The sequence below is a fragment of the Enterobacter cloacae complex sp. 397G4 genome, from assembly GCF_050031515.1.
GTDB lineage: Bacteria > Pseudomonadota > Gammaproteobacteria > Enterobacterales > Enterobacteriaceae > Enterobacter > Enterobacter hormaechei_C.
The window spans coordinates 4,063,090-4,083,667 of record NZ_JBLGWE010000001.1; the positions used below are offsets into that span (position 1 = coordinate 4,063,090).

Annotated in this window: 17 protein-coding genes; 10 read left to right on the plus strand and 7 right to left on the minus strand. The window is 55.6% G+C overall.

Features of this window, described 5'->3' with window-relative positions; all coding sequences use genetic code 11:
• The first annotated feature begins 92 nt into the window (after window positions 1–92).
• Entirely contained in the window at window positions 93–3,155 is a 3,063-nt protein-coding gene (locus ACQG1Y_RS19605) for an autotransporter outer membrane beta-barrel domain-containing protein (RefSeq protein WP_368740883.1), read from the plus strand.
• Window positions 3,156–3,216: 61 nt separating this feature from the next.
• On the opposite strand, the gene ACQG1Y_RS19610 is transcribed toward ACQG1Y_RS19605, so the two are convergent.
• Entirely contained in the window at window positions 3,217–3,744 is a 528-nt protein-coding gene (locus ACQG1Y_RS19610) for a helix-turn-helix transcriptional regulator (protein WP_045324834.1), read from the minus strand.
• Between the two features lie 668 nt (window positions 3,745–4,412).
• On the opposite strand from ACQG1Y_RS19610, the gene pgaA reads away from it, so the two are divergent.
• Genes pgaA through pgaD form a run of 4 tightly spaced genes read left to right on the plus strand, consistent with a single transcriptional unit; the run spans window position 4,413 to window position 10,552 of the window.
• Window positions 4,413–6,851 (plus strand): poly-beta-1,6 N-acetyl-D-glucosamine export porin PgaA, encoded by a 2,439-nt coding sequence (pgaA, locus tag ACQG1Y_RS19615; protein ID WP_368740882.1) that lies wholly within the window; start codon window positions 4,413–4,415, stop codon window positions 6,849–6,851.
• An 8-nt stretch (window positions 6,852–6,859) separates the two neighbouring features.
• Window positions 6,860–8,797 (plus strand): poly-beta-1,6-N-acetyl-D-glucosamine N-deacetylase PgaB, encoded by a 1,938-nt coding sequence (gene pgaB, locus ACQG1Y_RS19620; RefSeq protein ID WP_333073925.1) that lies wholly within the window; start codon window positions 6,860–6,862, stop codon window positions 8,795–8,797.
• Window positions 8,790–10,121 carry a poly-beta-1,6-N-acetyl-D-glucosamine synthase gene (gene pgaC / locus ACQG1Y_RS19625; protein ID WP_015571860.1) on the plus strand — a complete coding sequence of 444 codons (1,332 nt, stop codon included), beginning with the start codon at window positions 8,790–8,792 and terminating at the stop codon, window positions 10,119–10,121. The genes pgaB and pgaC overlap by 8 nt, the downstream gene beginning before the upstream one ends.
• Entirely contained in the window at window positions 10,118–10,552 is a 435-nt protein-coding gene (gene pgaD, locus ACQG1Y_RS19630; protein ID WP_015571861.1) for a poly-beta-1,6-N-acetyl-D-glucosamine biosynthesis protein PgaD, read from the plus strand. Before pgaC ends, pgaD begins: the two co-directional genes overlap by 4 nt.
• Window positions 10,553–10,604: 52 nt before the next feature.
• Here the strand turns inward: pgaD and gss are convergent, their stop codons facing one another.
• A complete protein-coding gene (gene gss / locus ACQG1Y_RS19635) occupies window positions 10,605–12,467 on the minus strand; it encodes a bifunctional glutathionylspermidine amidase/synthase (RefSeq protein ID WP_047738268.1) in 1,863 nt (620 codons plus the stop codon).
• A 183-nt stretch (window positions 12,468–12,650) separates the two neighbouring features.
• Between gss and yghU the strand changes: the two genes are divergently transcribed.
• Both yghU and fucR read left to right on the plus strand, forming a co-directional pair.
• Window positions 12,651–13,517 (plus strand): glutathione-dependent disulfide-bond oxidoreductase, encoded by an 867-nt coding sequence (yghU, locus tag ACQG1Y_RS19640; RefSeq protein WP_426736984.1) that lies wholly within the window; start codon window positions 12,651–12,653, stop codon window positions 13,515–13,517.
• Window positions 13,518–13,593: 76 nt separating this feature from the next.
• A complete protein-coding gene (gene fucR / locus ACQG1Y_RS19645; RefSeq protein ID WP_015571863.1) occupies window positions 13,594–14,355 on the plus strand; it encodes an L-fucose operon activator in 762 nt (253 codons plus the stop codon).
• Here fucR and ACQG1Y_RS19650 read toward each other — a convergent pair.
• The gene (locus ACQG1Y_RS19650; protein WP_045910779.1) at window positions 14,345–15,892 is read right to left on the minus strand and encodes a methyl-accepting chemotaxis protein; all 1,548 of its coding nucleotides are present in this window, start codon (window positions 15,890–15,892) and stop codon (window positions 14,345–14,347) included. The genes fucR and ACQG1Y_RS19650 overlap by 11 nt on opposite strands.
• Window positions 15,893–16,043: 151 nt before the next feature.
• Between ACQG1Y_RS19650 and ACQG1Y_RS19655 the strand changes: the two genes are divergently transcribed.
• Window positions 16,044–17,084: an aldo/keto reductase gene (locus tag ACQG1Y_RS19655; RefSeq protein WP_032649519.1), complete on the plus strand. Its 1,041-nt coding sequence runs from the start codon at window positions 16,044–16,046 to the stop codon at window positions 17,082–17,084.
• Window positions 17,085–17,197: 113 nt separating this feature from the next.
• Here ACQG1Y_RS19655 and ACQG1Y_RS19660 read toward each other — a convergent pair whose 3' ends face one another.
• Together ACQG1Y_RS19660 and ACQG1Y_RS19665 are read right to left on the minus strand one after the other, a co-directional pair.
• Window positions 17,198–17,686 carry a TIGR00645 family protein gene (locus tag ACQG1Y_RS19660; RefSeq protein ID WP_006811956.1) on the minus strand — a complete coding sequence of 163 codons (489 nt, stop codon included), beginning with the start codon at window positions 17,684–17,686 and terminating at the stop codon, window positions 17,198–17,200.
• Window positions 17,687–17,729: 43 nt separating this feature from the next.
• Window positions 17,730–18,233 (minus strand): ESA_00282 family adhesion-associated protein, encoded by a 504-nt coding sequence (locus tag ACQG1Y_RS19665; protein ID WP_033487658.1) that lies wholly within the window; start codon window positions 18,231–18,233, stop codon window positions 17,730–17,732.
• A gap of 103 nt (window positions 18,234–18,336) precedes the next feature.
• On the opposite strand from ACQG1Y_RS19665, the gene ACQG1Y_RS19670 reads away from it, so the two are divergent.
• Together ACQG1Y_RS19670 and ACQG1Y_RS19675 are read left to right on the plus strand one after the other, a co-directional pair.
• Window positions 18,337–18,741, plus strand: a complete 405-nt coding sequence (locus tag ACQG1Y_RS19670) for a hypothetical protein (RefSeq protein WP_032649523.1) — start codon at window positions 18,337–18,339, stop codon at window positions 18,739–18,741.
• Window position 18,742: 1 nt separating this feature from the next.
• On the plus strand, window positions 18,743–19,168 hold the full coding sequence (locus ACQG1Y_RS19675; RefSeq protein ID WP_017382748.1) for a hypothetical protein: 426 nt from the start codon (window positions 18,743–18,745) through the stop codon (window positions 19,166–19,168).
• A gap of 80 nt (window positions 19,169–19,248) precedes the next feature.
• On the opposite strand, the gene exbD is transcribed toward ACQG1Y_RS19675, so the two are convergent.
• Window positions 19,249–19,674 carry a TonB system transport protein ExbD gene (exbD, locus tag ACQG1Y_RS19680; protein WP_001251472.1) on the minus strand — a complete coding sequence of 142 codons (426 nt, stop codon included), beginning with the start codon at window positions 19,672–19,674 and terminating at the stop codon, window positions 19,249–19,251.
• A gap of 4 nt (window positions 19,675–19,678) precedes the next feature.
• On the minus strand, window positions 19,679–20,410 hold the full coding sequence (exbB, locus tag ACQG1Y_RS19685) for a tol-pal system-associated acyl-CoA thioesterase (protein WP_003862482.1): 732 nt from the start codon (window positions 20,408–20,410) through the stop codon (window positions 19,679–19,681).
• Window positions 20,411–20,578 lie beyond the last annotated feature (168 nt).

Here is a 20,578-nt window from a genome sequence, read left to right on the forward strand (position 1 = left end):
TGAAATAACGCCTTTTACGTTATCTGACGTATCTGAGTTTTCATATAAAAACGATGTTCCTGACATCATGCTAATGAGTACGGAGATAGCCCGTGAATAACTCTACATCACATTCTTTAGCGGTTAAGACACCGCTTTCCAGACTTTACCTCGCTCTATTTTCCGCGCCGCTGTTACTTTTTTTACCTGCCGATGTCGCGCGTGCAGCCGATGCCTTTTTTGATGGCGAGTCGCGTATTACCGAAACGCTGGGTTACACCGGAGATGTTTATGTTGGACGTAACCAACGCGGAAACCTGCTGATCGATAATGGCAAAATCACCGCCTATAACATCAATATCGGTCGGCTGTTCGACGGCCAAATTTATGAAAGCGTGGTCACGGTCCGTGGGCCAGACGCTGAGCTTAACGCGGTGAACGATCGGTACGTCCTGCGCGGCGACCTGAATCTTGGCCTCGGCACCCTGCGAGTCGAAGAGGGCGCGCTTGCGAGCGCGAAGGAGATCGTTGTCGGCACCACCCGCGGCTACGACAGCCACCTAATCGCCACGGGTGCCGGTTCTCGTGTGACCAGTAATTTTCTTAGCGTAGGCACCGATCTGGGCGCACGCTCTACGCTTGCGATTGAAGACGGCGCTGCGCTCAATACCGCTTACGATGCACGCATCGGCAACGGTACCGGACCGGGTGAAACCGACACGCTGAGCCCGAAAGCCACCGTCATGGGGAGCGGGTCACAGTGGAACGTTGGCCGTACGTTGACGCTTTATGGCGACCTGGACGTGCTGAACGGCGGGGTGGTTAACGTTGGCGGCGTGCAGGTGGCGGGCGTCTCCGGCGCAGGGAAAACCGCCGAACTGGTTATTGCGGGCAAGGACTCGCGCTTTACCAGCGGCAGCAGCGTGAACGTGGGCGATTATGGCAATGGCGTGCTGTCTGTGATTGACGGCGGTTCATTTTCCGCAGGCAGCAATGCGCTGATCGTGGGGACATCGGGTTCCGGCTCGAACCGGGGTGCGCTCATTATCGGCAGCCGCGGCAATATGGACACCGGCACGGGTTTAACTGAGCCAACGCCAGGCACGGCGGGCGGCGCAGGTACCCTCGATGCGAAGACGGCAATCAGCCTGCGTGGCGGACTGTTCGGCAGCTATGTCTACTTCAACCATACCGACGGAAATTACCTCTTCGGCAACACGATGAGCGGTGAAGGTGATGTGATCAACACCTCCGGGCAGACGACGCTGAACGGCGATCTTTCCGCACTCAAGGCGAACGTAACCGCGCGGGGCGGTAAAGTCATCATTGCCAGCAATATTAATACCCAGCCAGAAGACGATATCTTTGACGTCCAGACCCTTAGCGCGGAGAACGGCGGCACGCTGATCCTCAATGCGACGGCGGGTTCAGACGTCAGCAACGGGGTGGGTTACAGCAGCGCCGCGTCAATCAAGTCCGGCGGCACGCTGGGCGGCAACGGGACGCTGGGCCAGACCGAGATCCTGTCCGGCGGACATATCTCGCCCGGCGACGGCAATATCGGTACGTTGACGCTGAAACGCTATCTGAACTTTATCGGCGAATCCTTCTATGACGTCGATATCGCAGGAGATGGCCGCAGCGACCAGCTACTGGTATCGGGCAAAACCACCATCAGCAATCAGGCTAAGGTACAGGTCACCGCGCTGGATCCGCAAACCAGCTATAAAACGGGCCAAAGCTACCACATTTTGACCTCCGACGGGGGAATCGACGGTGAGTTCGCCGGAGCGATCTCCAAATCCGCATTCCTCGACGTGGCGCTTAAGCAAAGCACCAACGCCGTCGATCTGACCATCGCGCAGAAAGAGACCAGTGGCGAGAATCCTGGAGGTGAAAACCCCGGAGGCGAAAACCCTGGCGGTGAGAATCCTGGCGGTGAAAACCCCGGAGGCGAAAACCCCGGTGGCGAAAATCCTGGCGGTGAAAACCCCGGAGGTGAAAACCCGGGCGGTGAGAATCCTGGCGGTGAAAACCCGGGCAGCGGCAAGCCGGGCATTTTCCAGACCGTGGCCCAAAGCAGCAACCAGTGGAATACCGCTGGCGCGCTCTCCACGCTGACGCAAAGCGGCCCGTCGCTGGCGCTGTATAACTCGCTGCTTCTGCTAAGCGCACCGGAAGCGCGCGAGGCGTTCAACCAGCTTTCTGGTGAAGTTTATCCGTCAATGCAGTCCAACCTGATCGCTGGCAGCACGCAGGTGTTTAACGTGTTAAACCAGCGGATGCAGCGCGCGTTTGATAACGACAGCCTGCCGATACCACCGTTAGCCATGTCGCTGGTGCAGCAGCCGGAGCCGCAAAACAATGGCGTCTGGGGCCAGACCTTCAGCTCCTGGAGCCGAAACAGCGGCGACGGTAACGTGGGCAAGCTGGACGGCAACACCACCGGCTTCCTGCTGGGGGCAGATCGCAAACTGGCGGACCATAACGTGCGTGTCGGCGGCTACTTCGGCTACAGCCGGGGTGATTATGACGTCGACAGCCGTCGCTCCTCAACGGATACCGACAACTATCACCTTGGTCTGTATGCGGCGGGTCAACAGGATGCGTTCTCCCTTCGCGGCGCGCTGGGTTACACCTGGCACAAGATCGAAGGCGAGCGCAATGTTGATTTCAGCGGCTTCTCGGATCGGCTGAAGTCAGATTACGACGCGAACTCCCTGCTGGCGTTCACCGAAGCGGGCTACCGTTTCGGCCAGCCAGACAGGAATATTGAGCCGTTCGTCAATTTATCGTACATCCGGCTGCATACCGACAGCTTCAGGGAAGACGGCGGTGCCGCTGCGCTGAGCGTCCGTAACGAAACGATGAACACCTTCTATACGACACTCGGGTTGCGCGGTGTGACCGAGTTGCCGAAGCACGTTAACCTCTACGGTTCGTTGGGCTGGCAGCACGCCTATGGCGATAAGAATACCTCTTCGCGCATGGCGTTTGCGGGCAGCGACGCGTTCATTACTCAGGGACAGGCCGTGGATGAGGATGTGATGGTCGGTGATATCGGCGTGAGCGTACAGCTGTCGCGTGCTGCGACGCTGGATGTGGGTTACCAGGGACAATATGGTGCGGATACCCGCGTCAACTCTGTTAACGCCAATCTGCGCTGGTCGTTCTGAATTATTTCCATTAAAAGAACCCGCCCTCGTGGCGGGTTTCTGCTTTTGGCTTCTGACGAAGCTAGGGATCGTTCCCAACCACGTCCAGCAGTTTGTTTTTAAAGATAAACAAACACGCCTCGTTGAAGTTACCTGCTCCTAACCGCTCCGACAGCACCGTTCGCTTGCGATAGAGGCTTTTAACCGACATATTCAGCTTATCTGCAATCTCTTCCATTGACCTCCCTGCCTTCAGCAACCTGATCATTATCGCTTCGTGTCGACTCAGCCGTAAGTTAAGCAGCCATTTGGTTGTCAGACGCCTGCCTTTCATATCAAGCACCAGATTGAATAACGACGCCATATCCGGAGCCGTAAGCGACGTGTTCATAAACAGCTTCATACTGAGAAGATCCTCCTCTCGAGGACGCATATCCAGCATAACGCAGCAGATCGTTTTTCTCGTTCTGGCCGGATGGCGTATCAGGTAATCATATAAACGGAGCGGCGTACGGCTATCAATCAGTACAGTATATTCATTTGCGTCGGTATCAAATATGTTTCTGTCTATCGAACTGAGGCAAATTATATCCGGGAAAAATAGCCGCATCCCCCTGACAAGGAAACAATCCTGAGTCACTAACACTATTGAAGTCGCCACTAACCATCCCTTTTAGATTAAAGCAAGCCCGCCTCTTAAGAAACAAGAACGCTTTCGTTTATAGCGTTTTACATTAACGGCAAATGTTTTCTGGCTTTGATCATCCCTCAATATGACATTGGTGAGCTAGACTTTTTGTAGACTATCACTCAATGCCTGGCGTTAATTATAAATAAAAAAGAATTTCAGAAAAGTCACTTCTCTGAACATTAAGAATTTTTGTCATGAAACTTCCCAAACATGCACCAGAAAGTACTTTAATTAACTCAGCAGAACTTCATTTCTAATATAAAAAAACAGGAAGCAGTAAAAGAAAAAACATTTAATATCAATCAGTTAAAAAGAACAATCCTGCACTGAATTATCTAAAAAACTTACTTCTTCCAGAATTATCTCAAAACCTCCCAGCCGCTTTTCAACTTATTTATCCCCCAACATATCGGGTGTACATTAAGCCCAATCAGACCACTGAGATGAGGGCTCATAATTACCTTTAAGTAAGTACCCCATAACGTAGCATCATTCAGATTTAATGTTCTCCTTTATGCCCTTTAACACAGAGTTAAAAGGCGGCCGTGTTATGCAATGGATTCACGATAAACAAATGGCAAATAGATATGGAAAGATCGCTTAGCTTCACTACGTTATTCTTTTATCGCACCACAATATTATTGCTCCTGCTTTTACTCTTTCCTGTTCTGGTTCAGGCTGATGAATCCGTTTATGAGCATCAGATACAACAGGCACGTAACGGTAATTACGCTCTGTTTCTTGATTACCTACAGCGCTATGAGCAACAGCATGCTTTAACACCCGGACAGGTTGCGGACTGGTTACAGGTAGCCTCCTGGGCAGGACGCGATGATGAGGTTATCCGGGTCTGGCAGCGTTATGGTATTTATATGCCGCTGCCCGCTCGCGCCATCGCTGCTGTCGCCCAGTCCAGAAGAAACCAAAAAGCCTGGCCATCCGCCTTATCGCTGTGGAAAGAGGCGCTCAGCCTTGCGCCAGATAACGACGATTACCGCATCGGCTATGTTAAGACCCTGGCCGATGCCCGCAGAGATCGCCTCGCGCTTTCGGAAGCCCGGCAGCTGGTTAAGGACGATCCTTCTCCCGCGCACCTTGAGACGCTCTCCTATGTCTGGATGCGCCAGGGAAAAAACGGGGACCGGCTGCTGGCGGACATGCGCGCGCTGAACGCCGCTCCCGGGAATAATGCCCTTCTTCGCGAGACGATCGATGCGTTAACGGAAAACCGGGTAAGCACGCCTGCACTCTGGCTGTCGCAAAGCGCGGCGATGTCTCCCGCGGAGCGCCGCCGCCTTGAGCGTAACGCCGCGGCTGAAAGGGTACGCCTGGCGGATGTGCCTGGCAGAACGGAGAAAGAGCGCCTGCGGCTGGCACAAAACGCGTTAGATCGCTATCACGCCCTGCTTTCCCGCTGGCAAAACGAACCGCAGGCGGCTGAAGACGTCGTCCTTGCACGTATCGATCGGCTTGGCGCCCTGTATGCGCAGGGTAATTACCGGCAGGTCATTAGCGAATATGAGTCGCTGACGGCCGCACAGCATCCGGTACCGGACTGGGCCATCGGCTGGGTGATCTCGGCATATTTGCAGGAGAAAAACACCGTCGCCGCCTTCTCGCTTGTGCAACGCTATCCACACTACGCCTCCGATCCGCAGGATGAGGAGCATGCGCTTTTCTACGCCTGGCTGGATACGGGGCAGTATCAGACCGCCCGCCGCTACGTTGAGCGCGAGACCCGCAGAGTTCCCTGGACCCGCTACGATTTCGGATCCCCGACCGCTCAGCCGAACGATCGGTGGCTCACCGGACAGTCTCTCAAACTTAACTATTTGCTGGCGACCAACGCCCTGCCGGGGGCCGAAAAGCTGTCGTATCGTCTGGCATCAACGGCGCCGGGAAATCAGGGGTTACAGATTGATTATGCCGCCCTGCTTCAGGCCAGAGGCCTGCCGCGCGCGGCCGAGCAAAAGCTTAAACGAGCAGAGGCGCTTGAACCCGCGAATCTGGAGCTTGAAAAACAGCAGGCTTACGTCGCAATGGACCTTCAGGAGTGGCGCCAGATGGATTTACTGGCTGATGACGTAATTGCTCGCGCCCCCGCCGATCGCAGCGCCCGTCGCCTGGACAGACTCAGAGCGGTCCACCATATGTCTGAGCTGCGTCTGAACGCGGGTAAAGGATTGCACTCAGATAACCCCGTCAGCGGTAGCCACGACATGAACTGGGACGCCACGCTCTATGGCCCGCCCGTGGCGGATAACTGGCGGCTGTTTGCCGGCGCCCGCTATGCCCAGGGGAATTTCGACGAAGGTAAAGGCATCAGCAGCCACCTGCTGGGCGGCGTTGAGTGGCGCCCCCGTGACCTCACGCTCGAAGCCGAGCTCTCCAGCAACCGCTATCACGGTACAAACAGGCCGGGCGCACGGCTCTCAACAACCTACAGCCTGAGTGATAACTGGCAGGTCAGCGGTAACCTCGAACGCTTGTCACGCGCCACACCCTTACGGGCATTACGCAATGGGATCAGCGCCAACCGGGGTGAAGGTGGGGTGCGCTGGTATCAAAACGAGCGACGTGAATACCAGTTCAACGCCGCCGTCAGCCGCTTCTCAGACCACAACCGCCGTCAGGAATACACCCTCTCTGGGAAAGAGCGTCTCTGGCAGACCCCGACCCTGACGCTGGATCTCGAACCGGGGATCGCCGCCAGTAAAAACAGTCTGCGGAATACGCTCTATTACAACCCGGCACGGGATCTGTCCGTGACGGCTGCCCTGTCCGTTGACCATGAGATGTACCGCCACTACGACACCCTCTGGAGCCAGCAGTTCGTGGCAGGAGGGGGCAGCTACTGGCAGAAAAATCAGTCCGCGGGTGCCGTTACCCTGCTGGGTTACGGGCAACGCATCCAGTGGAACAACGTTGTCGATACTGGCGTGATGCTGAACTGGGATAAGCGCCCTTACGACGGCAAACGCGAGAGCAATCTCTCCGTCACGTTAGATGCGACTTTACGCTTTTAAGGATGAATATGCTGAACACACGTTTTTCTGTAAGCCTGATCGTCATCGGCTGGCTCTGCCTCAGCGCGAGCCTCTGCGCGCAGCCGCTCTCCTTTATGGCCCCTGAAAAGAGGCCGCAGCTGGAGGCCAGCAAACCCTGGCCGGAGAATCAGTTTCTGGTCCTGGCCTACCACGACGTTGAAGATGATGCCGCCGATCAGCGCTACCTCTCCGTTCGCACCAGCGCGTTAAACGAGCAGATAAGCTGGCTTTTGCACAACGGCTATCACGCCATCAGCGTGCAGGACATTCTGGATGCGCATGAAGGGAAAAAAGCGCTGCCGCCGAAAGCCGTTTTGCTCAGCTTTGACGACGGCTACAGCAGCTTTTACACCCGGGTCTGGCCTCTGCTTCAGGCCTGGAACGTTCCTGCGCTGTGGGCGCCGGTGGGCAGTTGGGTGGATACGCCGGCAAATCAAAAAGTTAACTTCGGCGGTCTGATGACGCCCCGCGATCGCTTTGCCACCTGGGATATGGTTCGCGAGCTCAGCCAGTCCCCGCTGATTGAGATTGGCTCGCATACCTGGGCCTCGCATTACGGCATTCCGGCCAACCCGCAGGGCAGCCGTGAACCCGCCATCGCCAACCGTTTTTTCGATAACGCGACGGGGCATTACGAAACCGATGAACACTTCAACCAGCGGATCGCCGCAGACGTACGGAGAGTCACCGATAAAATCACCCAGGTGACGGGAAAAGCGCCGCGTGCCTGGGTGTGGCCCTATGGGGCTGCCAACGGTACGTCGCTCGCTATCGCCCAGAAACAGGGCTATCAGTTGGCCTTTACCCTGGAGGACGGGCTGGGAAACGTGCGCGACCTCGGCAACATCCCGCGCCTGCTGATCGCCGGAAATCCGTCGATAAAAACCTTTGCCAACACGATTAGCCGCGTTCAGGAGTTTGACCCGGTGCGCGTCATGCATGTTGATCTCGATTACGTCTACGATCCCGATCCGGCCCAGCAGACGAAAAACATCAACAAACTCGTCCAGCGGGTCTACGACATGAAAATCAGCCATGTGTTTCTCCAGGCGTTTTCGGATCCGCGGGGCGACGGCAGGATCGATGCGCTCTATTTCCCCAACCGTCGGCTCCCGGTCCGGGCCGATCTCTTTAATTTTGTCGCCTGGCAGCTACAAACCCGCGCGGGAGTGAAAGTCTTCGCGTGGATGCCGGTTCTCTCTTTCGATCTCAGTCCAGCCTTGCCGCGCGTGCAGCGCCGGGATCGTCAAACGGGAGAGTTGACCGTGGCCGCCGAGCCCTATATCAGGCTCTCCCCCTGGAGTCCGCAGGTTCGCCAGCAGGTGACGGAGATCTATGAAGATCTGGCCCGCTATGCCAGCTTCAATGGCATCTTATTTCATGACGACGCGGTGCTGACGGACGTTGACGATGCCGGACAGGACACGACCCGACAGAAGAGTCAGCGACTTATCGGCTTTACACGCACCCTGAGCCAGGCGGTGAAAAACATCCGTGGCCCGCAGATCAAAACCGCGCGGAACATGTTCGCGTTGCCCATTCTCGAGCCGGAAAGCGAGGCATGGTTTGCGCAAAATCTCGATGATTTTCTGGCGGCCTACGACTGGACGGTGCCGATGGCAATGCCGCTGATGGAGTCCGTCCCGGCAGAAGAGAGCAATGCCTGGCTGACGCGTTTAGTCAAAGCCGTCGCCGCACGCCCCGGCGCGCTGAATAAAACGATTTTTGAGCTACAGGCCAGGGACTGGGCACAGAAACCGCAGCGTGCCGTAGCCGATGAACGTCTGATGGAGTGGATGCGGGTGCTCCAGCTGAACGGCATCAAAAATTACGGTTATTACCCCGACGACTTCCTCAACAACCAACCTGATATTTCACGTATCAGACCTGAATTTTCTTCGTACTGGTATCCTGACAATGACTGATCGCATTATCGCCTTCTCTATTTTGTGTCTGGTATTCGGGTTGCCGTTAGGCGTAGCCGCGCTGTTTACCGGCGAACTGATTCTGGACTTTGTCTTTTTCTGGCCGCTTTTTATGTCCGTGCTCTGGGTAACCGGCGGCCTCTATTTCTGGTTTCAGCTTGAACGGCACTGGTCGTGGGATAACGCAACACCCGCCCCCGCCTTAGCCGGTGAGCCGTTAATCTCGATTCTTATTCCCTGCTTCAATGAGGAACGCAACGCACGGGAGACCATTAGCGCCGCGCTGGGTCAGCGGTACTGGAATGTGGAAGTTATCGCCATCAATGACGGTTCTTCTGATAACACGGCGGAGGTACTGCAACAGCTGGCGCGAGAGCAACCGCGCCTGCGGGTGATTAATCTCGCGGAGAACCAGGGGAAAGCCGTGGCGCTCAAGGCCGGCGCTGCGGCGGCCCGGGGCGATTTGCTGGTCTGCATTGACGGCGACGCCCTGCTCGACCGCGACACCGCGGCGTATCTGGTGGCACCGCTGATTCAGTATCCCCACGTTGGGGCCGTCACCGGGAATCCGCGTATTCGCACGCGCTCAACGCTGATTGGCCGCATTCAGGTGGGCGAGTTTTCTTCCATTATTGGCCTTATCAAGCGAACGCAGCGGATCTATGGCCGGGTCTTTACCGTCTCCGGCGTCATCGCCGCCTTTCGCCGACAGGCGCTGGCGGATGTCGGGTACTGGAGCCCGGACATGATCACAGAGGATATCGACATAAGCTGGAAGCTTCAGCTTCGCCACTGGGATATCTTTTTCGAGCCGCGGGCACTGTGCTGGATCCTGATGCCGGAGACGCTAAAGGGGCTGTGGAAACAGCGTCTGCGCTGGGCGCAGGGGGGGGCAGAGGTGTTTCTGGTTAACCTGCGCAAGATGGCCCGCTGGGAGCATCATCGCATGTGGCCCCTGTTTCTTGAGTACGCGCTATCAACGCTGTGGGCGTTTGCCTATGGGGCGACCGTGGTGTTGTTCATTCTCAGCCATATTATCCCTCTTCCCGCGAACCTGGCCGTTGCGAGCCTGTTTCCCCCGGCGTTTACCGGGCTGCTGCTGGGCGTGATGTGCCTGCTGCAATTCCTCGTCAGTTTGTATATCGAGCGGCGCTACGAGCGGAAAGTGGCAGGCTCGCTGTTCTGGGTAATCTGGTTCCCGATGGTGTACTGGATGATTGGCCTGTTTACCACCCTCGTGGCATTTCCGAAAGTCATGCTTAAACGTAAACGCGCCCGCGCGCGCTGGATCAGTCCGGACCGGGGTAAAGGGAGCATCCAATGAACGAGAATACGTTAATTTTGACTGAACATCGGCTGGCGCCGCGTCTTTTCGATGCCGCATTAACGCTGATAGCCTGGGGAGGATTCCTGTTTTTTCTGTACGCCAGGCTGTGGATGCAGTTAACCGAGGAGGGCGATCACCGCTGGAGCGTGATTATCGCCTCCTTTAATACGGTGCTGGTCTATCTGCTGATTGCGGCGTTCAACGGCTGGCTGCTGATCCTGTGGTATCAGTACAATCGCCGCCGCGCGCATGTGAGGCGGCGTCATCCGGAAATGTTGCGCCATGACGAGCTTGCCCAAAGTTTTAACGTCACGCCGCAAATTATGTCCGAGATGAGCCAGTACAACCTGCTGACGGTTTACCATGACCAGATTGGCCGGATCATTGATTTGAAGATCAGCGAGCAGCAGGAAGAGGAAGAGCAGTAATGAAACGCCCCCGCAACATGCCCTGCGGGGGCGTTTTTATAACAGGGAGACGTTATTTATCTTTCACCACAATCAGCGGTTCAATATCGCTCTCTTTCTTCACCACCAGCGAGTCATCCCCGCGCAGACAGGTTCCGCCATAGTTCCCGCCCACGGTAAAAGTGCAGACCTGAATGTATCTGCCGTCAACTTTCGGCAGGCACCATAGCTGCTGGTAGATGTTTTTACGGTCGACAAACTTGCCGCTGGACTGGTCCAGCAGTTCGTCCTGGGCGCCGATCAGATCGATATTGCTCCCGCAGCGTCCGGCGATCGGTTTAACGGCATAACCGGTCCGTTTGAGCAGATCGTTGACCTCAAAATCGGTATCCAGCAGGTAACGGTGGTTCGGGAACAGCTGCCACAGCACCGGCAGAATCGCCTTATTACCTGGGATCACCGTCCACAGCGGTTCAAAGACCAGCACTTCCGGGCGCAGCAGGACATCAATCAGGCGCACTTCACCTTGCGGGTGACCGGTGCGGATAGGCACGGCGGCGTACTCGGTTTCGCTCACCTCGCGGATCTGCTCAATCGCCGTTTCCCACGCCCAGGTTTTCCATACGCAGTTGACGTGACGGCCTTCATCATCAATCAGTTGCCCGGCGACATCCCAGCTCAGCGCCCCCAGTCCGTGCAGGATTTTGGTTTCAAACCCGGCCTGGATCAGCGAGCGCTGAATAAAGAGCGCGTGGTAATCCTCTTCGATATCGTTGTCCTGCATGATATGGACAAACGGCCGCGCGTGGCTGTGCTTCCATGCGCCGGTCAGCTCCTCCAGCAGCCCTTCCGCCGGATTGTGGCCGGTGCCGCGATAGCCGTTTTTCACCCACTCTTCAAGAATGAGCCCGCCCTCGGTATGGCAGGAGGCGGAATCCGCGTTGTACTCGTAAACCTTGATGCCGCGTTCATCCATGCAGAAATCCATACGACCGGTGATCATATGGTGACGACGCCACTGCCATGAAAGACGCAGACGCGGCCAGAGAATTTTCGGGATGTCGAAAAGCGCGAGTAAGCTGTCGTCTTTCAGCACCTTGTCGGTGGCATGAAGGTACATCAGATGCAGTTCGTTGGTGGCTTTGATCAGCTCCTGCTCGGCGCTTTCGGTAATGGTAAAGTACTGGCAGGGATCGTTGTTGATAACGTGGCCGTTGGCGCGAACGTACGCCTGTTGCAGGGCGTCGTTTTCATTGAGCCATTTTCCGTCGAACTGACGGTTGTTCTTCAATCGCGCGCCGCTGATTTTCAGCAGTTCACCGTCGATCTCCGGCTGAGGAATACTGTGTTCCGTCTCCTCCGTCTGGATCATCCACCCGAGGATCTCGGTATCGTTAAACGTGTCATGAAGCGTATAGCAACCGTCCTCCACGCTCAGACGAAGCTCGCGCGTCCACTGCTGCCCCATCGGCAGCGGAGAGTGAATAACGTTCTGCTCGGCAATGCGCACTCTGTCATCCAGCAGCTGGGTAATGACGGCGACGTGGCCGGTTTCATGAAACTCACCGCCCTTTTGCCAGATGAGCAGCGCACCGGCCTGCGGCGCGCGTTTTGAGCCATTAGCAAAGGCCTGTAGCGGCAAAATATTGTCATTTACCACCTGGCGCAAAAAACGCAGGGAGAAGATCTCCCACGCCATCCCGACGTCGGTAAAAACAAACCCGTGATTGAGAAACAGGAAACGGCGCGCAAACTCAACGCACTGCCATTTATGGCCCATGTATTCGTTGCCGATATAGCTGCGGAATTCCGCGTCTTCCGGGTAATGACGCGGATCGAGACTGCCGTAATTTGAAGAGTAAATCGCCACGCCACCCGGCGCATAACCTAATAACGTCCCGAAGGGTGCGTCACTGCTTAACGTTCCTTTACGCATGTGTCCAACCTAAAACAGGCAGGCGGCAATTTTTTTGTGGGGTTGTCGTCGTCTGCACGTTGTAATTAACTGACAGAGGTGGCGTTATCATACACCCGCCCTGCCCATTACGCTCGCATCGTTAAACGGTTCCTGCATCTCCTGCTACACTGCCTCAACACAACACCAAAAAGGCAGGCCAACATGTCAGATAACACCTATCAGCCACCGAAAGTGTGGGAATGGAAACAGAATAACGGCGGCGCGTTCGCCAACATCAACCGTCCCGTCTCGGGCGCGACGCATGAGAAAGAGCTACCTGTGGGCGCGCACCCGCTCCAGCTGTACTCTCTCGGTACGCCGAATGGACAGAAAGTTACCATCATGCTGGAAGAGCTGCTGGCGCTGGGCGTGACGGGCGCGGAATACGACGCATGGTTAATCCGCATTGGTGAGGGCGATCAGTTCTCCAGCGGTTTTGTCGACGTGAACCCGAACTCGAAGATCCCGGCCCTGCGTGACCACTCCACCACCCCGCCGACGCGCGTCTTTGAATCCGGCAATATCCTGCTCTACCTGGCCGAGAAATTTGGTCACTTCCTGCCAAAAGATCCGGCAGGACGAACGGAAACCCTGAACTGGCTGTTCTGGTTACAGGGCGCGGCCCCGTTCCTCGGCGGCGGTTTTGGCCACTTCTATAACTACGCACCGGTGAAGATTGAGTACGCTATCGATCGCTTCACCATGGAAGCTAAACGCCTGTTCGACGTGCTGGACAAACAGCTGGCGCGCGGTCGTTACGTAGCGGCTGAGGAATATACCATTGCGGATATGGCAGTCTGGCCATGGTTTGGCTGCGTGGCGCTGGGCAGCGTGTATAACGCCGCCGAGTTCCTGGATGCCGGGAAGTACACCAACGTGCAGCGCTGGGCAAAAGATGTGGCGAATCGTCCAGCTGTTAGACGCGGGCGCATTGTTAACCGTACCAACGGCGAGCTGAACGAGCAGTTACATGAGCGTCATTCAGCAAGCGACTTCGATACCCAGACGGAAGATAAACGTCAGGGTTGATCCATGACCGGGCGGTTCGCCGCCCTTCTTCCGCGATGAGAAAAATGCGTCAGCACGCGTGCGCAAGGAGCCTCGTATGTCAGACCAGACGCTAAAAGCGACCCGACAGCAGAGCCTTATCACCTTGCTGAGTAAAAGCGACTGGCTGACTACCGATGTGCTGGCTGAAAAGCTCTCCGTCAGCAAAGAGACCATCCGCCGGGATCTGAAGTCGTTGCAGCAGCAGGGGAAGCTTCTGCGCCAGCACGGGCGCGCGCGTCTGATTCATCCGGACAGCCGCGACAGCGGTGAACCCTTTGGCGCACGCCTGAAAAGCCATTATGCCGACAAAGCCGATATTGCCCGCCACGCGCTGGGCTGGATCAGCGAAGGGATGACCATCGCCCTCGACGCCAGCTCAACCTGCTTTCATCTGGCGCGCCAGTTGCCGGACATCGACCTCACCGTATTTACCAACAGTCTGCCTATCTGCCACGAGATGGCAAAGCGCGAGCGGATCACGCTTATCTGCTCCGGCGGAACGCTTGAGCGTAAGTATCGCTGCTATGTTAATCCGGCGCTGGTGACGCAGCTAAAAGGGCTGGAGATCGATCTGTTCATCTTCTCGTGTGAAGGGGTCGATGAGCATGGCGTCCTTTGGGATCCGTCCGAGCACAACGCGGGCTTTAAGGCGCTGCTGTTAAACCGCGCCAGCCAGTCGCTGCTGCTGATCGACAAAAGTAAATTTATGCGGGCAAGTGAAGTGAAAATTGGTCAGCTGTCGCAGGTGACACAGATTATTCAGAGCGATAAACGTCAGGCCGCCAGAGACGGCCTGACACGAGAGGTTACGCGGTGAGACGGAATTTCTGCACTGAGCGCTGGAGTTCTTCGGTCTGCCGTTCAAGTGCGGCGGCGGCGGCGGAAACCTGCTCCACCAGCGAGGCGTTCTGCTGGGTCACGCCGTCCATCTGCGTGATGGCAACGCCGACCTGAGAAATACCTTTGCTCTGCTCCTCTGACGCGGTGGCGATCTGCTTCATAATGACGGTCACTTCCGTCACGTCGCGCAGGATCGCTTCCATCGTGGTGCCGGTATCGTTCACCAGCTGCGCCCCCTGCTCCACGCGGGCAACGGAATCTGCAATCAGCCCTTCGATCTCTTTTGCCGCATTCGCGCTGCGGCTGGCCAGATTACGCACCTCACCCGCCACGACCGCAAAGCCCCGCCCCTGCTCCCCGGCCCGGGCCGCTTCCACCGCGGCGTTCAGCGCCAGAATGTTGGTCTGGAATGCGATGCTGTTGATGACGGTAGTGATTTCAGCGATTTTTTTCGAGCTGTCCGAAATGCCGCTCATGGTTGTGACCACATCTTCCACCAGCGAGCCGCCGCGGCTGGCCGTACTGGAGGCGACATCCGCAAGCTGGCTGGCCTGGCGCGCGCTTTCGGCGTTCAGCTTCACCGTTGCGGTTAGCTGCTCCATGCTGGCCGCGGTCTCTTCCAGCGCGGCGGCCTGCTCTTCGGTACGCGAAGAGAGATCGTTATTCCCGCTGGAGATCTCCGTTGCCCCGCGCCAGATATTCTCGCTGCCGGAACGAATCGTGCTGACCGCTTCCCGCAGGCTGTCCTGCATGGCGCTCAGCAGCGGCACCAGTTGCCCCACGCAGTTGCGGCCAAAGGATTCAATCGGCTGGCTGAGATCGCCCTGCGCAATCTGGCGGAACTGCTGACGGATACGATCCAGCGGTTTTACCAGTATCGCCACCAGGTAGCGGTCGGTGAACAGCAGGATCAACAGACCCACGATCGTGGCGGTGATAATCACCGTCCGGGTCATGCTGGTGAGGCCGTCGACCACCACGCGCGTGCTGTCGAGCGCCTTCGCCGCGGTGTTGTTAAAGTTCTCAGCCGCTGACCCGAATGCACGGCTTAGCGGCGGCGTGACGTTGTTGGCATGCTGACGATAGCCTTCGAGCGTCGCCTGCTTCGCCTGCGCCATCTGCGGCGTCACGCCACGCTCGAGCAGCGCCTGCCAGGTGGAAATCACCTGCGCAGACACCTTTTCATCCATCGGGCCCGGAGAGATAGCTTTCATCTCTGCCAGCTTTTTACTCATGTTATCCAGCGCCTGCTGAGCAGGAGCCAGGTCCGGCGTGCCGCCCGCCGCTTTAACTTCCATCGCCCGGCTCAGGCGGGTGACGAAACGGAAATACTGATCGTTGCCCTGGCTCAGCACCGTCATTTGCCGGACCAGCTGGCGGTCAACATCATTACCATCAGAAACACGAGACAGAGACCAGGTGCTGTAAAGCCCCACGCCTGCCCACATGACACAAAAGATCCCCAGTATCGTCAGCATGACGAAACGGATGGTGAAATTACGAAGCATCTTCATTGAGTATTCCTTGCCGTGAGGGTGAATTCGCCCAGAGGCGAGTACTACCCTCTTTATCGGCAGATACCGCAGAAAATATACTTTTTTGTTATCGAGTCGGCATAGAATGAAAACGTTGTTTCGAAAATTCACCGACAAGAAAGGAGACATCATGTCCTGGCACCCTTACACCGGCCGATACGAAAACATGCAGTACCGATACTGCGGCAAAAGCGGCCTGCGCTTACCGGCACTGTCGCTGGGCCTGTGGCACAGCTTCGGTCACGTTCAGCCGCTCGATTCCCAGCGCGCGCTGCTGCGTAAGGCCTTCGATCTCGGTATTACCCACTTTGACCTTGCCAACAACTACGGCCCCCCACCAGGCAGCGCTGAAGAGAATTTTGGCCGTCTGCTGCGGGAGGATTTTGCCGGGTATCGTGACGAGCTGATCATCTCCACCAAAGCGGGCTACGACATGTGGCCAGGGCCGTATGGTTCGGGCGGTTCACGTAAATACCTGCTCGCCAGCCTCGACCAGAGCCTGAAACGCATGGGTGTGGAGTATGTGGATATTTTCTATTCTCACCGCGTAGACGAAAACACGCCGATGGAAGAGACCGCCTCCGCGCTGGCGCACGCGGTGCAGAGCGGAAAAGCGCTGTACGTCGGCATTTCGTCCTACTCCACGGAACGCACGGCGGTAATGGCCGAATTGCTGCGCGAGTGGAAGATCCCGCTTTTGATCCACCAGCCGTCTTACAACCTGCTTAACCGCTGGGTCGACAAGACCGGCCTGCTGGACGCGCTGGAGAAAAACGGAACGGGCTGTATCGCCTTTACCCCGCTGGCACAGGGCCTGCTCACCGGAAAATACCTGAACGGTATTCCGGACGGTTCACGTATGCAACGCGAAGGGAAAAAAGTGCGCGGCCTGACGGAGAAAATGCTGACGGAAGCCAACCTGAGCAGCCTTCGTTTGCTGAACGAGATGGCGCACGCGCGCGGGCAGACGATGGCGCAGATGGCGCTAAGCTGGCTGTTGAAAGATGAGCGTGTAACGTCGGTGCTGATTGGCGCGAGCCGCCCGGAGCAGCTGGAAGAGAACGTTCAGGCGCTGAATAACCTGCGCTTTAGCGAAGATGAACTGACGCGGATTGACCAGCACGTTGCGGATGGTGAGCTGAATTTGTGGCAGGCGTCGTCGGATAAATAAATAGTGCGGTCCGATACTTTCGCCCCTCACCCTAACCCTCTCCCCAGAGGGGAGAGGGAACTTGAACACCCTCTCCCCTCTGGGGAGAGGGCAGGGTGAGGGGCATGGTGGATTTATTTCTTACTGATCTTATCCAGATACCCCATCACAAACGCCGACAGCACAAACGTCAGGTGGATAATCACATACCACATCAGCTTATTATCCGGGACGTTTTTCGCGTCCATAAAGACGCGTAACAGGTGTATAGACGAAATCGCCACAATCGACGCCGCGACTTTATTCTTCAGCGATGAGGCATCCATTTTCCCCAGCCAGTTGAGCTTTTCTTTGTGCTCGGCGATATCAAGCTGAGAGACGAAATTCTCATAACCGGAGAACATCACCATCACCAGTAATCCCCCCACCAGCGTCATATCCACCAGCGACAGCAGAACCAGAATCAAATCGGCTTCTGCCACGGAGAAAATGTTTGGCAGGACATGAAATATCTCCTGGAAGAACTTGATCGTCAGGGCGACCAGCGCCAGGGAGAGACCAAAATAGACGGGTGCGAGCAGCCAGCGAGAGGCATACATTGCGTTTTCAAAGAAGCGTTCCATAAAATCCTGTCTGCAAACGAAACCAGCACTCAGTATATCTCAACTATACCTCGTTGGGATCCACATCCGGACGCGCATACTCCGGCCAGACCAGCGCGACCAGTTCCGGGTAGGCTTCCAGGCTAAACTCGCGAAAACACTGGCGCAGATTTAATACGTCTAAATCGGAGTACGACACCTTCTCGCCATTCAGACAGCGCTTTTTGATATTGTCGTAATATTTATAAACCGCCGAATTAAGGTCGCTACAACGGCGCTGCGCGTCGAACAGGCCGGGCGTATCATTAATTTCAGCCATTTTCATTCGCTTAATTGTCGCATGGAGAAAATCGATATATTCGTGATTTACCCGCCAGTACCAGACCGGCGTCACGGCGTTCATCAATACGGAGAAATGATCTTCCCCCTCCTCTTTCGACATCAATTCAGGCTGCGGCGGTTCACTGACGTCTTTTGACGCTTTCGGTTTATTTAACTCTTGCATCAATAAAAGCACGCCAGCGGTCAGTAATAGTAACGTTATGACCGTAAAGAAAATGCTGTTCATGGGTAGGCTCCATTTTTTTTGATTTTAAAATTGCCTCATGTTATTGTCAACGAATCTCACCCTTTTTCCACCCCCACCTTTTTTGAAATTAAAGGAAATTAAAATGCTGCCCGACAATCTTGTCCCGGCAAAGTACCACATTACGCCTGTGGAACAGCCTTCGACGGAAGCAGATAAAGAGGCGAATTTCACTCAAGGAAAAAGAAAACTCTCCGACTATGAAGCCGACATATTAATTGGTGTTTCACGCACCGGCAAATCCCGTAATATGGTGCTCGAAGAGCACGATCGCCATTTAAAAGAGCGTTTATTTCGCGCCATCAAGATTGAAGCCTTAGTTCATCTACTAAATGATTTACAGGCCGAAGGGGAAATAGATGCCCAGACGCTAAGTCAAATAATGACCGAGAAAACGCAGCAAATAAATGAGGCCGGCAATGAAATTTGGCTTAATTTAATTACGCGTGAAAAAAACAATCCCATTTTTTATAACCTGGGGGAAGATTAACGTGAATGATGACAGCGGTAATAACGTTTATTTGACTTTAGATGATAAGAAAAGCGATGAATTTATCTTAAAGCAGAATCTCGACGCCCTGAAAAAGATAAAAAATGACGAGATGACGCGAATTACGCAGGATTTGGTTTCGATTCCGGCCACGCTGGTGCGTCTGAAATGGCAGAACCGTCGGGAGATTTACGCCTTGCAGGCCAAGGAGGAGATTTACGGCGCGGTGATGAACGCCATTATTGAACAGCGCCCTGAGCTTAAAGAGAAGATCCTCGGGCGACTGGAGGCGAACTATCAGTACCTGCTGGCACGCGAGACAGCCACCCTGCGCCTGACCCGTAAACTCTCGGAAGGTCATTACCGAACTTCAAACGTGACCTGTGTAGCGCTTGATGAAGAGGCGCCGACGGCGCCTTCAGTGTGAGTCAACAATGATTGTTGCGGAATGCAGGCCGGGTAAGGCGACGCCGCCACCCGGCAGGGAAGGCTGCAAAAGCCTTCGTTTTACTTCGCGGCCGCTTTCTCTTCGCCGACCAGACCAATCTTCAGGTATCCCGCCTGATGCAGCGTGTCCATTACCTTCATCATGGTTTCATAATCGACGGTTTTATCCGCGCGGAAGAAGACGGTGGTGTCTTTCTTGCCGCCGGTCAGCTGGTCCAGCGCCGGAATAACCGAGGCATCCGTCACCGGGTCGTTGCCCAGGAACATGGACTTATCGGCCTTCACGGACAGGTAGATAGGTTTTTCCGGACGCGGCTGCGGCTGGCTGGAGGACGCAGGCAGATTCACCTTCACGTCCACCGTCGCCAGCGGTGCGGCAACCATAAAGATAATCAGCAGAACCAGCATGACGTCGATAAACGGCGTCACGTTGATCTCATGCATTTCACCGTTATCGTCCAGATTTTCATTAAGACGCATTGCCATACAATCAACCTACGCGCAGTTTGGACGCCGCATGTACCGGTTTAACGGCGCTGGCGTTCAGGTCCAGATCGCGGCTTTGCAGCAGCAGAACCTGCGCGGCAACGTCACCCAGTGTGGCTTTGTAACTGCCAATCATGCGCGCGAAGATGTTATAGATAACAACCGCCGGGATAGCGGCAACCAGACCGATAGCCGTGGCCAGCAGCGCTTCTGCGATACCCGGCGCGACGACCGCAAGGTTAGTGGTCTGCGTCTGGGCGATACCGATAAAGCTGTTCATGATGCCCCAGACGGTACCGAACAGGCCGACGAACGGGGAGATGGCGCCGATAGTCGCCAGGTAGCCGTTACCGCGGCCCATATGACGACCCACGGCCGCAACGCGACGCTCCAGACGGAAGCCGGTACGCTCTTTAATGCCTTCGTTATCTTCACTGCCTGCGGAGAGTTCCAGCTCGTTCTGCGCTTCGTTCACTAACAGGGTAGTCAGGCTTTTCGCATGGAAGGATGAGGTGATATCAGAAGCCTGATCCAGAGAGCGGGCTTCCGCCAGCTGCTTCTGCTCACGCTTGAGGCGGCGTTTTTGTGAAAGAAGTTCGGCGCTCTTGCTGAAGAAGATAGCCCAGGTGATCACGGACGCCAGAATCAGGCCGATCATCACAATCTTAACTACGATGTCAGCATGTTGATACATGCCCCAAACGGAGAGATCCGTCTGCATCAAATTATTACCCACTCTGTATCTCCAGGACGCAAATCACAAAATCTGAACGTAATAATATCAAAACGTCGTCGAATTGATAGTAGTTCTCATTAGTATTTACATAGTGCCGTAATTTTCGCTCACTTTCCTTGCGCTTACGCAGTAAAAATTTCTTATGCGAATTTTTGATAATATTTTCTG

Bases quoted from the DNA above. Each gene is read 5' to 3' on its own strand.
- ACQG1Y_RS19655 (WP_032649519.1), top strand. From the start codon at position 16,044: ATGTCCTGGCACCCTTACACCGGCCGATACGAAAACATGCAGTACCGA.
- ACQG1Y_RS19660 (WP_006811956.1), bottom strand. From the start codon at position 17,686: ATGGAACGCTTCTTTGAAAACGCAATGTATGCCTCTCGCTGGCTGCTC.
- fucR (WP_015571863.1), top strand. From the start codon at position 13,594: ATGTCAGACCAGACGCTAAAAGCGACCCGACAGCAGAGCCTTATCACC.
- pgaC (WP_015571860.1), top strand. From the start codon at position 8,790: ATGACTGATCGCATTATCGCCTTCTCTATTTTGTGTCTGGTATTCGGG.
- ACQG1Y_RS19650 (WP_045910779.1), bottom strand. From the start codon at position 15,892: ATGAAGATGCTTCGTAATTTCACCATCCGTTTCGTCATGCTGACGATA.
- ACQG1Y_RS19665 (WP_033487658.1), bottom strand. From the start codon at position 18,233: ATGAACAGCATTTTCTTTACGGTCATAACGTTACTATTACTGACCGCT.
- exbD (WP_001251472.1), bottom strand. From the start codon at position 19,674: ATGGCAATGCGTCTTAATGAAAATCTGGACGATAACGGTGAAATGCAT.
- yghU (WP_426736984.1), top strand. From the start codon at position 12,651: ATGTCAGATAACACCTATCAGCCACCGAAAGTGTGGGAATGGAAACAG.
- pgaA (WP_368740882.1), top strand. From the start codon at position 4,413: ATGGAAAGATCGCTTAGCTTCACTACGTTATTCTTTTATCGCACCACA.
- ACQG1Y_RS19610 (WP_045324834.1), bottom strand. From the start codon at position 3,744: ATGCGGCTATTTTTCCCGGATATAATTTGCCTCAGTTCGATAGACAGA.
- pgaD (WP_015571861.1), top strand. From the start codon at position 10,118: ATGAACGAGAATACGTTAATTTTGACTGAACATCGGCTGGCGCCGCGT.
- gss (WP_047738268.1), bottom strand. From the start codon at position 12,467: ATGCGTAAAGGAACGTTAAGCAGTGACGCACCCTTCGGGACGTTATTA.
- pgaB (WP_333073925.1), top strand. From the start codon at position 6,860: ATGCTGAACACACGTTTTTCTGTAAGCCTGATCGTCATCGGCTGGCTC.
- ACQG1Y_RS19670 (WP_032649523.1), top strand. From the start codon at position 18,337: ATGCTGCCCGACAATCTTGTCCCGGCAAAGTACCACATTACGCCTGTG.